We start from the raw sequence: 14554 nt of genomic DNA on the forward strand, positions 1-14554 counted from the left end.
ATTTCAATCATTAGCGCTTTTTTCCGATCAAAATGATCGAAAAATAATTTTTCCCTACTACGTTTATGCATAAAAGTTAGCCATTACGATCATTCTGCTACTTCCCATGATCATTTTATTATTTTTTGAAGTGTTTTGATAATTTTATTTACGAAATGAAAGATTAATTGTTATATTATACCATCTTTTATAAAAACACGAACGATGCAGTCGAGTTTGATACACATGGGTCAGCGCCTAAAACAGATACTGAAGCAGAAAAAAATCAAGATCATCGATTTTGCAAAAATGGCCGGCTTCACCAACCAAATTGCCCACTATCACCTGCGGAACGGAGATATGAAACGGGTTAACCTGGAACGTTTCTGTCAGATTATCGGTATTACGCCAGATGAATTTATCCGCTGGAACGGCACGATGCAGCTGGCCAACGGGAAAAGTATTCACCATGGCAACCGCCTGCAGCACCTTATTGCGGAGAAAGGACTGAATAAAAGTAAACTGGCGGAACGACTGAATATGAGCCGGCGAACGATGTATAATGTTTTTGAGAAAGAGACTTTTTCGCCGGATGAACTGGATCGTGTGGCCCGTGGATTGGACATGACACCGGAAGCGTTTCTGAACCCCGGCACTACGCAGGAAACCAGGCTTACAGACAGCGATGAAATGATGACGCTGCGCGAGAAATACTATAAAATACTGGAAGAACACACACAACTGCTAAAGAGCCATGCAGCCCTGAAAGATGAGGTGCTGAAAATGAAAAAAGAGCTGGCCACCCTTCGTAAGGGAAAAACGAAGAAGGGGTAATCTCCTGCAACCTGCTGTTGCCGTTACCCCTTTGCGATTATACCCTGGCCGCCGGTACCTCTACTCCCAATGCGGCTGCTACATCTTCCCAGTTGTTTACCCGCTCATAATCTGCCAGATGAACATTATGCGGTGCGGTAAACAATAACTGTCTTCCTTTAAAATGCCGCAGGTTCTTGTCGTAATCGTCGATCATAATATCGGCTTCCACAATGGTTTTGGAACCGCAGAATACAATATTGTGCCAGCTGATGAATGGAAAATGTTCATTCAGCCATTCCAGTTTTTCCTTGAGTGATAAGGGAAACTCCATTGCTGCGGATACAATGAATACCTCATATTTTTCCATCAGCGCTTTAATCACCTCCTGACTTCCCGGTATTACCGGCGCAGTCCTGAAAAATCCTGCTGAACGCAACAATTTGTGTACTAATCCTTCCGGTAATACTTCTCCTTCCGGAACACCATGCAACGCCTGAAGGTCCAGCTTAATGCCATGTGATGCTTCATAACTGTTCACATAATGGGCAGTCAGATCTGCCATTACATTATCCATGTCTATTACTATTCTTGCCATATTTTGCTGTTTGTTGCAAATATATGCAAGTATTTGCAAAATATTGCAAAATGTTTCATAATATTGCAGAAAATAGCAAACATGCTGAAAGAGGAAAGACTTGACTATATATTGAAGAAACTGCAGACAGACCAGAAGGTGTTACAGACTGAACTCAGTTCTGACCTGCAGGTATCTGAAGATACGGTGCGGCGGGACCTGGAAGCGCTGGCTCAAAGCGGGCAGCTGATCAAGGTAAGAGGCGGTGCTATTCCACATTCGCCCAATCCCTATTCTTTTAAGGAAAGAATTGAACGGCATGCAGCCGACAAACAGCATATGGCCCGTAAAGCACTGACATTGCTGCATGACGGACAAACCGTGCTGATGGACGGTGGTACTTCTACACTGGCACTGGTGAAAATACTGCCCCCCAACCTGCGGATGACCATCATCACCAACAGCGTACCTATTGTAACGCAATTAATAGAACATCCTACCATAGAAGTCATCTTCACCGGCGGCCGCATCGGCAAAAATTCGCAGACTGCCAGCGGACTGGAAACCATCCGGGCATTGCAGAAGGTTCATGCTGACCTGGCCTTTGCCGGTATTTGCAGTTTACATCCGACTGCCGGCGTAACTGGCCTGGACCTTGAGGAAGCAGAGGTGAAAAGTGTGATGATAGAATCGGCGAATAAATGTGTGGCACTGGCTACCAGCGATAAAATGGATACCGCGGAACCATTCAAGGTCTGCGATATCACCGGTATCGATATCATTGTGACCGATAAACCGGAACTGCCTTTATTTAAACCCTACCAGGACCTGGGCATCCAGGTGATTTAAACGTTAAACGGAAATCATTATCTGAATTACACAACGATGTTACAGGATTTATCATTACCGGTAGTACATAAGAGAGGGGCGCGGATCGCCGTAAGTGCCTTGTTTTTTCTAACCGGTTTGTGTTTTGCCAGTTGGGCGTCGCGTATCCCTGATATACAACAGTCCCTGCAGCTTAATGATGCCGGCCTGGGTAGCGTTTTGCTGGCTTTGCCGGTGGGCTCACTGATTTCCCTGCCGATAGCGGGTATACTGGTATCCCGGTTTGGCAGCAAACAGGTGCTGATGGTGGCGGCCACCGCGTATGCGGCGTTGCTGCCCGTCATGGGGCTCGCTACAGCGGCCTGGCAGCTAATCACTGTACTGGTGTTTTTTGGTTTCTGTGGTAACCTGGCCAATATTGCGGTCAACACACAGGCGGTAGCGGTAGAAGCGATGTATGGCCGTTCTATTATGGCTTCTTTCCATGGATTGTGGAGCGTGGCCGGTTTTACCGGCGCTGCTATTGGCGCGGCGATGAGCGGATTACATGTTCCCCCGGTATATCATTTTTTGTTGATCACCGGCATTGCCTGGACACTGGTATTGCTCACCATGCGGCATATCGTGCAACAGGATGCCAATGTACAAACGAATCAGCCTTTGTTTGTTAAGCCTGACCGGTTTTTGCTGACGCTGGGCATCATCGCCATGTGTTCCATGATTTGTGAGGGTACTATGTTTGACTGGAGCGGCGTGTATTTCCGCCGGGTCGTAAAAGTACAGGAAGGACTGGGAGGGGCCGGCTATGCAGCGTTTATGGGCACTATGGCGTCCGGACGTTTTGTTGCAGATTGGATTATAACGCGATTGGGTACACGAAAAATGCTGATCATCAGCGGAACGTTTACGGCAGGTGGTTTGTTGATCGCTGTTGCTTTTCCTTACCTGGCTACTGCTACACTGGGTTTTATGCTGGTGGGCGCAGGTGTGTCAGCGGTAGTGCCGTTGGTGTACAGTGCAGCCGGCAAGTCAAAGGTATTATCGCCGGGAATGGCGCTGGCAGCGGTTTCTACGGTTGGATACCTGGGCTTTCTGTTTGGTCCGCCGTTGATTGGTTTCGTGGCGCAGGCTACCAGTTTGGGTGTATCTTTCTCTCTCATTGCTATCATGGGCGCCACTATCGCGCTGATGTCCACCCGTCTGAAGGTATAGCGTTCATGATGGTACTCTAAGATGTTTATCTCTCGTAAACTTAGAAGCTACTGATTCAAAAGAACCTGAACAAGATCTTAGCCCAGGGCTTCAGCCCTGGATGACTGCGGAATACTGAACATCATCTCCTCTCCGCTGTAATCGATGATCAGCGACCAGTTGCCGGCAGGCGGTGCGGGCTCCGGTATCCGCAGTTCCGATAGCGCTTCCAGCAAAGGGCCCGGCTCATGATCAAAAGGTATGTTTCTCACGAATGAAGCGGCGTCCTGCTGTTTCGATAAAAATTTCAACTCATTGATAGCAGTTTCCATCCGCAGTATTTCCGGCAGATAGGTGATCTGCAGGCGCCCTTCCTGGATTTGATGGTCCAGATAATCCGTAAACAGCTGTATTTCCCGTTTGAATTGCAGGTCCGACCGCCGGCAGGTTTCCCAGAACCGGGTAGCCAGCGGCATCAGCTGATCGCCCAGTAGCAGGCAGGTATAGGGGAGAAGTGTATAAATAGGCGTGATACGGTTTACCCGGTATAGGGTACAATTTACAGACATGCCCCGTTGAAACACCACGGTTTGCAGCCGCTTCTTTTCCCGGTCGCTGAGATCGTAGGAGGCGAAAACGGTTTCCGGTTGTTGCCTGGCTTCCAGGCACAGTTCCGGCGAGGCGATAAGGGCAGCCAGTGCCTGCTGAAAGGAAAGAAGTGACATAACGGTTCAGGTATGATATTGATTCCACAAGGTCTTGGCTCTGTTTAGTTCCCGGTTGATACCTTCAAACTGTAACAGGTGGAAATAGGATTCATGAAATTCGAAGGTAATGCCGCAGAGATTGGGTACTAACGGTAACGTATACACGAGAAGTTCCCAAACTGCTTCGGGGCAAGGCCCGGCGTGAGAGTCGGTATACATACCGGCCATTTCATTACCACCGGCGATATGTATCTCTATTACTTTTTCCAGGTCCAGTGCCGTTATGAAATCCCGGGCATCGAAGCCGTGGTTGACGGCATTGCAGTATACGTTATGAATATCCAGCAACAGTCCGCAGGAAGTGTCTTTCGATAGTTCATTGAGGAAACCGGTTTCGGTCAGTTCCTGATCGGGGAGGTCAATAAAGTAGACATTGTTTTCTACCAGGAAAGGCGCCCGGATATTGCTGCAAATGGTATTGATACGGTTGCCGATCATGTCCAGCACTTCATAGTCGTACGGCACGGGTACAGCCATTCCGGCATTGTGCTCCTGTTGTTCGTTGTCGTGTACTTTCACGAAAGACAGGTGATCGCTGTGCCATACAAACGAGTAGCGCCGGTGCCATTCCTCCATTTTGCGGAGATAGTCCATATCGAAACTGCCGGCACTGCCGAGTGAGTAGGAGATATTATGGGCGGTAAGCGGATAGTGTGCCGCGATTTTATGGAGTACGGCCATCCAGCTGTCTATTTCCTCAAAGCGTTCATGGTGACCGTTGCCAAGGTCGGACCAGAACATGTCCGGGATAATTTCTACGTAGTCGCAGCAGGCGGGGTGACTGTCCAGGTACAGTTCCAGCGATGGATTATACAGCAGTCCTACGCCGAGTTGCGGGATGGTTTTTTCGTATAGCCGGCTGGTATAGCGGGCAGGTGTAGCGATAGACATGGTAAGCAGTTTAAAAAGTCCCGCCCCGGAAGGAGGGAGCGGGACTTTGGTTCGTTAACGGCCGATGGCTGTTTCTTTAATGGGAGCCATTTTGTCGAGGTCCACTTTCACTACATGTTCCAGTTGTTCCCGGATGTTGAAGTGAACGCCGGACAGGCAAGCCTGGCAGCCGCGGGGATTAATTTTGGAGATCACCAGTTCCTGTAATCTGGCGATATCGGCCATTTTGGTGCCTTTGGGAACGGCGAGATCTACATGGCCGTCAGTTCCGTAATGAACTTCTGCTGTACGCATGACATTTGGTTTTGGGGTGATAAATGATAGATATAAAAACTAAAAAGCTGCTCGTTCAGATGCCAGTCATTCTGAGATATTGGGGTGACAGGATTCAAAGGTAGGATATTTGAGAAAGATAATGCACCGTATTTGTACGGGAAAAATGTCTTCGTATTTCCCCTGAAAGCTGCCGCTGCCTTACTGTTTTATGAAACAATTATTGTATGTAAAAAAAGCCTTCTATCATAGGCTTCTCAAAAAAAAATCTTAAAAAAAGAAATTTTATTCCATTATTAAATTTCAAATCGCGTAACTTTGCACGATTTTTTTGGTCCCTCGTACGGCATTAAAATCAATGTGGTTTTTCATTTTCAATAGATTACAAAAATGCCAAAAGACTCATCTATCAAATCTGTCCTCATTATCGGATCTGGACCCATTATTATTGGTCAGGCTTGTGAATTTGACTATTCTGGTTCCCAGGCAGCACGTTCGTTGCGGGAAGAAGGAATTAAAGTGATTTTGATTAATTCCAACCCGGCTACCATCATGACGGATCCTATGATGGCCGATAAGGTTTATTTGCTCCCATTAACCGTGGAAAGCATTGAGCAGATTCTGGAAGAAAACCAGATTGATGCCGTATTACCTACCATGGGTGGTCAAACAGCACTGAACCTTTGTAAAGAGGTAGATGAGCTGGGAGTTTGGGAGAAGTATAATGTTCGCCTGATAGGGGTAGACATTAAAGCGATTGACAAAGCGGAAGACCGCGAACAGTTCCGTCAGTGGATGATTCAGATCGGTATACCGGTGGCGCCTGCTAAAACAGCAAACTCCTTCCTGGAAGGTAAAGAGTTTGCGCAGGAGATAGGCTTCCCGCTGGTAATCCGTCCTTCTTTCACCCTGGGTGGTACCGGTGGCGGTTTCGTACACAGCAAAGAAGACCTGGATGAAGCGCTGGACCGTGGTCTGAAAGCCTCTCCTATCCACGAAGTACTGGTAGAGAAAGCCGTACTGGGATGGAAAGAGTATGAGCTGGAGCTGTTGCGTGATAAGAATGACAACGTAGTGATCATCTGTACGGTGGAAAACCTGGACCCGATGGGTATCCACACGGGTGACTCCATCACCGTGGCACCTGCCATGACCCTGAGCGATACTGCCTTCCAGGACATGCGTAACAAAGCCATGAAGATGATGCGCGACCTGGGCAACTTTGCCGGTGGTTGTAACGTACAGTTCTCCCTTAACCCGGAAAATGAAGAACTGATCGCGATCGAGATCAACCCGCGTGTGAGCCGCTCTTCTGCACTGGCTTCCAAAGCTACCGGTTATCCGATTGCGAAGATCGCTGCTAAACTGGCGATTGGCTACACCCTGGATGAACTGGAAAACCAGATCACCAAAACCACTTCCGCTTTCTTCGAACCGGCGCTGGATTACGTTATCGTAAAAATGCCACGCTGGAACTTCGATAAATTTAAAGGTGCAGACGATACCCTGGGCCTGCAGATGAAATCAGTAGGTGAAGTAATGGCCATCGGCCGTACTTTCCCGGAAGCTTTACAGAAAGCCTGCCAGAGCCTTGAGAACGATGCACTGGGTCTGGGTTACTATGGCAAGTCCCTGATGAAATCTGAACAACTCATCGAAAAACTGAAACGTCCAACCTGGGATCGCATCTTCCGCATTAAAGATGCCCTGATGGCCGGCGCTTCTGTGAAACATATTCACCAGCAGACTTACATCGATCGCTGGTTCCTGCACCAGATACAGGATATCGTAAATCTGGAAAAACAACTGGCAGAGCACGACCTGACCACCGTTCCGGCAGATATGCTGAGAGACGCCAAAAAAATGGGCTTCTCCGACCAGCAGCTGGCAGTGATCCTGGGTAACTGCGAGGAAGAAGAAGTATATGAAAAGAGAAAAGCCAACGGTATTGTACGCACCTATAAAATGGTAGATACCTGCGCTGCAGAGTTTGAAGCGAAAACGCCTTACTTCTATTCCACTTTCGATACAGAAAACGAAAGCAAGGTAACCGACCGCAAAAAAATCATCGTACTGGGCTCCGGTCCAAACAGGATTGGTCAGGGTATTGAATTTGACTACTGCTGTACACACGGTCTGCAGGCTATCCAGGATTGCGGATATGAAGCGATCATGGTAAACTGTAACCCTGAAACAGTATCCACCGATTTCGACATGGCGGATAAACTGTACTTCGAACCGGTATTCTGGGAACACCTGTGGGAAATCATCGAGCTGGAAAAACCAGAAGGGGTGATTGTACAGTTGGGTGGTCAGACAGCGCTGAAGCTGGCGAAACGCCTGGAAGAAAAAGGGGTTAAAATCATCGGAACTTCTTTCGATAACATGGATATCGCTGAAGACCGTGGCCGCTTCTCCGACATGCTGAAAGATCTGGGTATCCCTTATCCGAAATATGGTACCGCCCTGAATACGGACGACGCTATCGAAGTAGCGAAAGAAGTAGGTTACCCGGTACTGGTACGTCCTTCTTATGTATTGGGCGGTCAGCGTATGCGTATCGTAATCAACGAAGAAGAGCTGGAACAATCGGTATTAAGCCTGCTGCGTCACTTGCCGGGCAATAAGATCCTGATCGACCACTTCCTGGACCGTTGCCAGGAGGCGGAAATCGACGGTATCTTTGATGGTACCGATTTCCACGTGATGGGTGTAATGGAACATATTGAGCCTGCCGGCATCCACAGTGGTGACAGCCATGCGTTGCTGCCAGCTTTCAACCTGACGCCGATTGAAGTAACGACCATGGAATACTACGCGGAAAAAATTGCCCGCGCACTGAATATCCGCGGTCTGATCAACATTCAGTTTGCCGTGAAAGACGGCCAGGTGTATGTGATTGAAGCAAACCCACGTGCTTCCCGTACCACACCGTTTATTGCGAAAGCTTACCAGGTGCCTTACCTGAACATCGCTACCAAAGTGATGATCGGTGATAAGAAACTGAAAGACTTCAAGATCGAAAAGAAACTGACCGGCTTTGCTATCAAAGAACCAGTGTTCTCCTTCAATAAGTTCCCGGGCGTGAATAAAGAGCTGGGGCCTGAAATGAAGTCCACCGGTGAAGCGATCCGCTTTATCAAAGACCTGAGGGATCCTTACTTCCGTCAGTTGTATAAAGAGAAAAGTATGTACCTGTCTAAATAGAACAGGTCTGCATAATAAAATAGAAAAGCCCGTCAGTATCGTACTGACGGGCTTTTCTATTTTATCAGTTATATGTGACAGTTATAAAAATAACAGAGCCTGATAAAGATCAGGCTCCTTCTTTTCCCTCAAAATAACCATTAAAGACACGACTATTGAATCTTGATACGACACAAATAGCGTGACCGGTAATGCATTTTACAAATAATATTATATTTAAAGAAGATGTTAACTAATCAATAACAGATTTGGGAAGTTGATATATTTATCATATTGATATTTAATGTATTATATAATACGAAAGATTTGGGTCTAATTTATCTTAACACGTCCTGAAGCAAAAATTACCTAGTTATCATATCTTTTTCGCATGTGCTGTTTTTGCTGTTTTGAGACGGTTTAAAGCTTACATTTAAAGATACAAAAGTTAACCCTTATGCAATTTGAGTCATCCATGTTTGTTACGGCATGTTGGAAACGTGCGCCCTTTCTGCGATTAACCATCCCATTACTGACGGGGGCCTGCATGCAGTTATATGTACCCCTAACCGCAGTATGGTTGTATATCCTTATTCTGTCTGCATCTGCGGGGTTATTGTGTACTCGTTTGTTACCGGTGGCATACCGTTACCATTTTGCATGGGCGGGTGGTATTCCTGTTTTTATCTTACTGTATGGCAGCGGTGCCCTCTTGCTGTTTTCTGCCGATATGCGACAAAGCAACGGGTATTTTTCCGCTGCAACAGATAGCAGTCGGTATTGGATGGCCAGGGTAGAAGAACCATTGGTCGACAAACCCCGTTCCCGTAAAACAATACTGGCGGTTACTGCCGTATACACGCAGGGTGTATGGAGGCCGGCCCGTGGCCGTTTATTAGCCTATTTCAGCAGGAATAGTGCTGCATCGGCATTAACATATGGCTCCGTGGTATTATTGGCAAAAAAGCCCGTTAAAATTAATAATAACGGCAATCCCGGCGCCTTTGACTACCGCCGTTATTGTGCAGGACAGCAGCTGTATGAGCAGATATTCCTGAAAGGAGGCGATTACCGGCAGTTGGCCCGTGCTCCTGCCCGCAACATGACGGCCTGGCTGTTACAAGCCCGGGATTTTTGTTTGCACCAGTTGAAAATACGCATTGGAGCGGGACCGGAAGCAGGTATGGCGGAAGCGTTGCTGATTGGTTACCGGCAGGACCTGGACCCCGACGTGGTGAGTGCGTACAGCAATACCGGTATTGTGCATATCATCGCCATCTCAGGAATGCACCTGGCATTGTTATACGGTTCCCTGCTATGGCTGTTACGCTGGTTGCCCGCCAGGAAAGCGGCGAATGCCCTGCGGGCGATGATATTGTTGCTGGTCTTATGGGGCTTTGCCCTGCTGACCGGTGCTTCTGCTTCTGTATTGCGGGCAGCTGTGATGTTTTCGGGGATTACCATCGGCAACCTGTTGCTGGGCAGGAAAGCCAGTACCTACAATACGCTGGCCGCTTCTGCTTTTGTATTGTTATGTTACCAGCCCTGGCTGGCTATTGATGCCGGTTTCCAGCTGTCGTACCTGGCGGTGCTCAGCATACTCCTGTTTTATGATAAGATCTATCAATGCTGGCCGCTCCGGTCCCGCTGGGCGAAGGCTATCTGGCAACTGGCCGCGTTGTCGCTGGCGGCACAGATACTTACCCTGCCGGTATCCGTTTATTATTTTCACCAGTTCCCGGTTTATTTTCTGCCTGCCAATCTTTTAGCAGTCCCCTTATCTACTGTGGTGATTTATGGAGAAGTGATGCTGTTGCTGTTATCTCCTTTTGATGCACCGGCAGGATGGGCCGGCATGGCGCTCCACTGGCTGATACATGCAATGAATGTGAGCGTAGCCTGGTTGGGACAACTACCTTTTGCCCTGGTACAGGGATTACAATGGAGCCTGTTGCAGACGGGCTGTTGTTACCTGCTCATCGCGGGACTGGCAGGGTGGTGGTGCCGGCAATACCGCCGCGGATACTGGCTGGCGCTGGCAGCCTGCTGGGGAATGGTGGCTGATCAGGCTATACAACAAATCAACAACCGGCAGCGGCGGCAGCTGATCGTCTATAACGTTCCCGCCTATACGGCGATAGATGTTGTTGGAGAAGGTAAGGTACAGTTTATCGGCCATGACAGTATGTTGTCGCTGTCGCCGATACAGGCGGCCCGCACAGCACTGGGCGTGAAACCCGGCATCGTAGCCGGTTTGTATCGGCATGGCCGTCACGTTTCCTTTGGGCGCCGGCAGCTGGCGATATTGGATAGTGTTTTACCCGTTGGCGCTCCGGCTACCCGTTGGCGGGTCACCTATGTATTACTGAATGGGCGTATCAGGGCAAATATGAACCGGGTGCTGGCATTATATGATTGCGATACCGTGATATTCGGGGCTGCCTGCCCGCCATACCGTATCCGGCATTGGGTAGAAGAATGCACTGCTGCCGGTATTCCTTATTACAGTATCCCGGCAGCAGGTGCAAAGATGATCCCGTTTTAATCCTGCTTGCTGTTAGGGAAGGGTATTCATCAAAATAAATATTTTTTCGTTGCCCGGCCCGGTGTTCCAGGCCTTCCCGGCATACTCTCCGGTAGCAGAAAATGGAAAAGTGATCCTGACGTGTTAACTTTGCGCAACTTTTCGGTTCCGGACCAGGGGCCTATGTTATTAAAATTTCTAATGTTTTCCATTCATGCAAAAGCAAATTAAATCAGCGCTGATCTCCGTTTTCTATAAAGATAACCTGGAGAACATTGTTAAAAAATTAGGTGAACAAGGTGTAACCATCTATTCTACCGGTGGTACCCAAAAATTCATTGAGGAACAGGGCGTAAAGTGCGTGGCGGTAGAAGATCTGACAGCTTATCCGTCTATCCTGGGCGGTCGTGTAAAAACACTGCATCCTAAAGTATTTGGTGGTATCCTGGCGCGTCGTGAAAATCCGCAGGATCTGGAACAACTGAAACAATACGAGATCCCTGAAATAGACCTGGTGATCGTAGACCTGTATCCGTTTGAAGAAACCGTGAAAAACACGACAGAAGAACAGGCGATCATCGAAAAAATAGACATAGGCGGTGTATCCCTGATCCGTGCAGCTGGCAAGAACTTCAAAGATGTGGTGATTGTAGCTTCCAAAGATCAGTATGGCGACCTGGAAAAAGTGCTGACAGAAAACAACGGCGCCACTTCCCTGCAGGACCGCAGAAACTTTGCTGCTAAAGCATTTGAAGTATGTGCCCACTATGATGTGGCCATCTCCCAATATTTCCTGAACAACGAGCCTGGTGATTACTTCCAGGTATCCGTTCCGCAGGGCCAGGTAAACCGTTACGGTGAAAACCCTCACCAGCGCGGTGTTTTCTACGGCAATCTGAACGATATTTTCAATAAACTACATGGTAAGGAACTTTCCTTCAACAACCTGGTAGACGTGGACGCTGCCTGCCAGCTGATACAGGAATTTACCGAAACTACTTTCGCTGTTATCAAACATACCAACGTATGCGGCATTGCTTCCCGCGCTACCCTGAAAGAAGCCTGGGACGCAGCATTGGCCGGTGATAAGGAAAGCGCCTTCGGTGGTGTACTGGTATGCAACAAAACCATCGATAAAACCACTGCCGAATCCATCAGCGAAATATTCTTTGAAATCCTGATTGCACCTGGTTTTGATGCAGAAGCACTGACGGTACTGCAAGCCAAGAAAAACCGTATTCTCCTGGAACAGAAACAGCCGGTTAAGAGCAAGTACATGTATAAAAATGTACTGAACGGCGTACTGCTGCAGGACAGCGACAACGGTAACTATAAAGAATGGAACGATGTGGGGGCTCATGCCGCTACCGCCGAACAGAAAGCAGATCTGGAGTTTGCCAACATTGTATGTAAACACCTGAAATCCAATGCTATCGCCCTGGTGAGAGACAAACAGCTGATCGGTAAAGGCTGTGGTCAGACTTCCCGTATCGACGCGCTGCGCCATGCTATTGAAAAAGCCGGCCAGTTCAGCTTCGACCTGAAAGGTGCGGTGATGGCTTCCGACGCTTTCTTCCCCTTCGATGACTGCGTACGTATTGCCCACGAACAGGGTATTGCAGCAGTGATCCAGCCAGGAGGTTCCGTTCGTGACAACGATTCTATCGAATTCTGCAAACAACATGATATGGCCATGGTAATGACCGGCATGCGTCATTTCCGCCACTAATCGGGTTTAACAGTAAAAAAATAACGGCGAAGGATCAGCAATGACCTTCGCTTTTTTTTAAAGAAAAATTGGCGGCATTGCCTGAAAATAGCTAGTATTGTCATTCATGGCCTTTATCAAGCAAAATATCATGCAGGATGCAACAGACGCAGACCTGGTCCGGGAGTATAAAACTTCCGGTAACCTGGAGCTGCTGGCTGCCCTGTACCAGCGTTATATGAACCTGGTATATGGTGTGTGTCTGCAATATTTTGATGAAGAAGGCAGTAAAGACGCCGTAATGCAGATTTTTGAAGAGCTGATTGGTAAACTGAAACAACATGAGGTCCAGAACTTTAAAAGCTGGTTGCATGTTTTGTCCAGAAACCACTGCCTGATGAAGCTGCGGGCCATGAAAAACAAAGAATCCCTACAGGTTAGCATCGGGGATGATTCCCCGATTATGGAAAACGGGGAATTGGCGCATCATGACCACGAAGTCACGCTGGAAGACAATCTCCGGTCCATGGAAAAATGCCTGGAGACCTTGCCTGAAGAACAAAAGCGCAGTGTGAACCTGTTTTATCTGGAAGAAAGAAGCTACCGGGAAGTAGCGGCTATGACCGGTTATGAAATGAACAAGGTGAAAAGCTATATCCAGAACGGGAAAAGGAATCTTAAAATTTGTATGGAGCAACAACAACATGCCTGACAAGCACGCACATAACAAGCCTACCGTAAGCGCCGAGCTTATCCGCCAATATCTGGCGGGAGAGCTGGATGATAAGGCCATGCACGCCCTGGAACGCCAGGCGCTGGATGACCCGTTCCTGGCGGATGCGTTGGAAGGTTATGCGATGCACGCCCCTGATCAGCAGGCCCACCAGGAAGACCTGATGGCCCGGTTGACAGCGCGGGTAGCACCGCGTAAGGCGGTGGTACGTCCATTATATACACGCATGGCGGCAGCGGCAGCTATCCTGTTGCTGTTATTTACCGGTGGCTGGTTCCTGATCCGGGAACAGCATCGCCAGCAGGAACCGATTGCCCAGTCCGTCACGCCGCCGCCGGCAGCTTTGCAGGATACACCGGCCACGCCTGCGGCGCCCGTTTTAGCGGAAATGTCGGAGACTAACAGCCAAAAAGCGGCACCTGTTCCGCCTAAAAGTTTTGCGCCACCGGCAGCCGCCGCGCGTGCGATGAATGAACCGGCTGCAGATATGAGTGCGAAAGACGAAAAAGCAGTACAAAAGCCTGCCGCAGAGAAAGTAATCAAAGAAGAGCCGGCACCCGCTACTGTGCATGCCCCCGCACCTGCTGCGGTACCACCTCCGGCAGCAGCACCCGTATCAGCCGCGCCTCCAATGGGGGATGTTGCCCTTTCGCAGCAAGCCAGCGCTGAAAGACGCATGAAAATAGCGGGAGCGTCTGAACCCGATTCCTCCTCCCTGGCCAATAGCAGAGGGGCTTTAAACGAAGTAATGGTAACGGGATATAGCCGTAGCCGTAAGAAAGCCAGGGCCATTGTCGTGAAAGATTCTTTGCCTTCCCCTGTAGGCGGCAGCGTGGCTTATAAAGCATACCTGGAGGAACATACCGCCAATCCTGGAGGGCTCAATGGTCTGGTACGTATAGTGTTTACCGTTATGCCTGACGGTACCCTGCAACAATTTAAGGTGATTAAAAGTCTGGCTGCCGTTTGTGATGCGGAAGCTATCAGGGTCATAAAAGACGGACCTGCATGGAAACCTGCGGCAGATGGAAAACCCGCCGAGGCGACTGTGGACGTGATATTCAGAGAAAAAATAGCGGAGTAA

At 48.6% G+C, this 14554-nt stretch carries 12 protein-coding genes; 8 read left to right on the forward strand and 4 right to left on the reverse strand.

Annotated features, from left to right (window positions below; translation table 11 throughout):
- Window positions 1-204 precede the first annotated feature (204 nt).
- A complete protein-coding gene (locus ICL07_RS24875) occupies window positions 205-813 on the forward strand; it encodes a helix-turn-helix domain-containing protein (RefSeq protein ID WP_188090778.1) in 609 nt (202 codons plus the stop codon).
- A 37-nt stretch (window positions 814-850) separates the two neighbouring features.
- Here the strand turns inward: ICL07_RS24875 and ICL07_RS24880 are convergent, their stop codons facing one another.
- Window positions 851-1390, reverse strand: coding sequence for a 5' nucleotidase, NT5C type (locus ICL07_RS24880; protein ID WP_188090779.1), 540 nt, complete (start codon window positions 1388-1390; stop codon window positions 851-853).
- 81 nt (window positions 1391-1471) lie between these two features.
- Here ICL07_RS24880 and ICL07_RS24885 point away from each other — a divergent pair, with 81 nt between their 5' ends.
- Together ICL07_RS24885 and ICL07_RS24890 are read left to right on the forward strand one after the other, a co-directional pair.
- Window positions 1472-2218: a DeoR/GlpR family DNA-binding transcription regulator gene (locus ICL07_RS24885; RefSeq protein WP_188090780.1), complete on the forward strand. Its 747-nt coding sequence runs from the start codon at window positions 1472-1474 to the stop codon at window positions 2216-2218.
- Window positions 2219-2254: 36 nt separating this feature from the next.
- On the forward strand, window positions 2255-3409 hold the full coding sequence (locus tag ICL07_RS24890) for an MFS transporter (protein ID WP_188090781.1): 1155 nt from the start codon (window positions 2255-2257) through the stop codon (window positions 3407-3409).
- 77 nt (window positions 3410-3486) lie between these two features.
- On the opposite strand, the gene ICL07_RS24895 is transcribed toward ICL07_RS24890, so the two are convergent.
- Genes ICL07_RS24895 through ICL07_RS24905 form a run of 3 tightly spaced genes read right to left on the reverse strand, consistent with a single transcriptional unit; the run spans window position 3487 to window position 5340 of the window.
- Window positions 3487-4113: a hypothetical protein gene (locus ICL07_RS24895; RefSeq protein ID WP_188090782.1), complete on the reverse strand. Its 627-nt coding sequence runs from the start codon at window positions 4111-4113 to the stop codon at window positions 3487-3489.
- A 6-nt stretch (window positions 4114-4119) separates the two neighbouring features.
- Window positions 4120-5046 (reverse strand): MbnB/TglH/ChrH family RiPP precursor modification enzyme, encoded by a 927-nt coding sequence (locus ICL07_RS24900; RefSeq protein ID WP_188090783.1) that lies wholly within the window; start codon window positions 5044-5046, stop codon window positions 4120-4122.
- A gap of 54 nt (window positions 5047-5100) precedes the next feature.
- Window positions 5101-5340 (reverse strand): hypothetical protein, encoded by a 240-nt coding sequence (locus ICL07_RS24905; protein WP_188090784.1) that lies wholly within the window; start codon window positions 5338-5340, stop codon window positions 5101-5103.
- A gap of 369 nt (window positions 5341-5709) precedes the next feature.
- Here ICL07_RS24905 and carB point away from each other — a divergent pair, with 369 nt between their 5' ends.
- The 5 genes from carB to ICL07_RS24930 all read left to right on the forward strand — a co-directional run bounded on the left by carB (window position 5710) and on the right by ICL07_RS24930 (window position 14554).
- Entirely contained in the window at window positions 5710-8526 is a 2817-nt protein-coding gene (gene carB / locus ICL07_RS24910) for a carbamoyl-phosphate synthase large subunit (RefSeq protein ID WP_188090785.1), read from the forward strand.
- Between the two features lie 436 nt (window positions 8527-8962).
- Window positions 8963-11050 carry a ComEC/Rec2 family competence protein gene (locus tag ICL07_RS24915; protein WP_188090786.1) on the forward strand — a complete coding sequence of 696 codons (2088 nt, stop codon included), beginning with the start codon at window positions 8963-8965 and terminating at the stop codon, window positions 11048-11050.
- Between the two features lie 193 nt (window positions 11051-11243).
- The gene (gene purH, locus ICL07_RS24920; RefSeq protein ID WP_188090787.1) at window positions 11244-12758 is read left to right on the forward strand and encodes a bifunctional phosphoribosylaminoimidazolecarboxamide formyltransferase/IMP cyclohydrolase; all 1515 of its coding nucleotides are present in this window, start codon (window positions 11244-11246) and stop codon (window positions 12756-12758) included.
- 130 nt (window positions 12759-12888) lie between these two features.
- Window positions 12889-13449: an RNA polymerase sigma factor gene (locus tag ICL07_RS24925; RefSeq protein WP_246485164.1), complete on the forward strand. Its 561-nt coding sequence runs from the start codon at window positions 12889-12891 to the stop codon at window positions 13447-13449.
- Window positions 13442-14554 (forward strand): energy transducer TonB, encoded by a 1113-nt coding sequence (locus ICL07_RS24930; protein WP_188090789.1) that lies wholly within the window; start codon window positions 13442-13444, stop codon window positions 14552-14554. The genes ICL07_RS24925 and ICL07_RS24930 overlap by 8 nt, the downstream gene beginning before the upstream one ends.

This window comes from Chitinophaga qingshengii, assembly GCF_014529935.1.
GTDB lineage: Bacteria > Bacteroidota > Bacteroidia > Chitinophagales > Chitinophagaceae > Chitinophaga > Chitinophaga qingshengii.

Bases quoted from the DNA above. Each gene is read 5' to 3' on its own strand.
- ICL07_RS24875 (WP_188090778.1), top strand. From the start codon at position 205: ATGCAGTCGAGTTTGATACACATGGGTCAGCGCCTAAAACAGATACTG.
- ICL07_RS24880 (WP_188090779.1), bottom strand. From the start codon at position 1,390: ATGGCAAGAATAGTAATAGACATGGATAATGTAATGGCAGATCTGACT.
- ICL07_RS24885 (WP_188090780.1), top strand. From the start codon at position 1,472: ATGCTGAAAGAGGAAAGACTTGACTATATATTGAAGAAACTGCAGACA.
- ICL07_RS24890 (WP_188090781.1), top strand. From the start codon at position 2,255: ATGTTACAGGATTTATCATTACCGGTAGTACATAAGAGAGGGGCGCGG.
- ICL07_RS24895 (WP_188090782.1), bottom strand. From the start codon at position 4,113: ATGTCACTTCTTTCCTTTCAGCAGGCACTGGCTGCCCTTATCGCCTCG.
- ICL07_RS24900 (WP_188090783.1), bottom strand. From the start codon at position 5,046: ATGTCTATCGCTACACCTGCCCGCTATACCAGCCGGCTATACGAAAAA.
- ICL07_RS24905 (WP_188090784.1), bottom strand. From the start codon at position 5,340: ATGCGTACAGCAGAAGTTCATTACGGAACTGACGGCCATGTAGATCTC.
- carB (WP_188090785.1), top strand. From the start codon at position 5,710: ATGCCAAAAGACTCATCTATCAAATCTGTCCTCATTATCGGATCTGGA.
- ICL07_RS24915 (WP_188090786.1), top strand. From the start codon at position 8,963: ATGCAATTTGAGTCATCCATGTTTGTTACGGCATGTTGGAAACGTGCG.
- purH (WP_188090787.1), top strand. From the start codon at position 11,244: ATGCAAAAGCAAATTAAATCAGCGCTGATCTCCGTTTTCTATAAAGAT.
- ICL07_RS24925 (WP_246485164.1), top strand. From the start codon at position 12,889: ATGCAGGATGCAACAGACGCAGACCTGGTCCGGGAGTATAAAACTTCC.
- ICL07_RS24930 (WP_188090789.1), top strand. From the start codon at position 13,442: ATGCCTGACAAGCACGCACATAACAAGCCTACCGTAAGCGCCGAGCTT.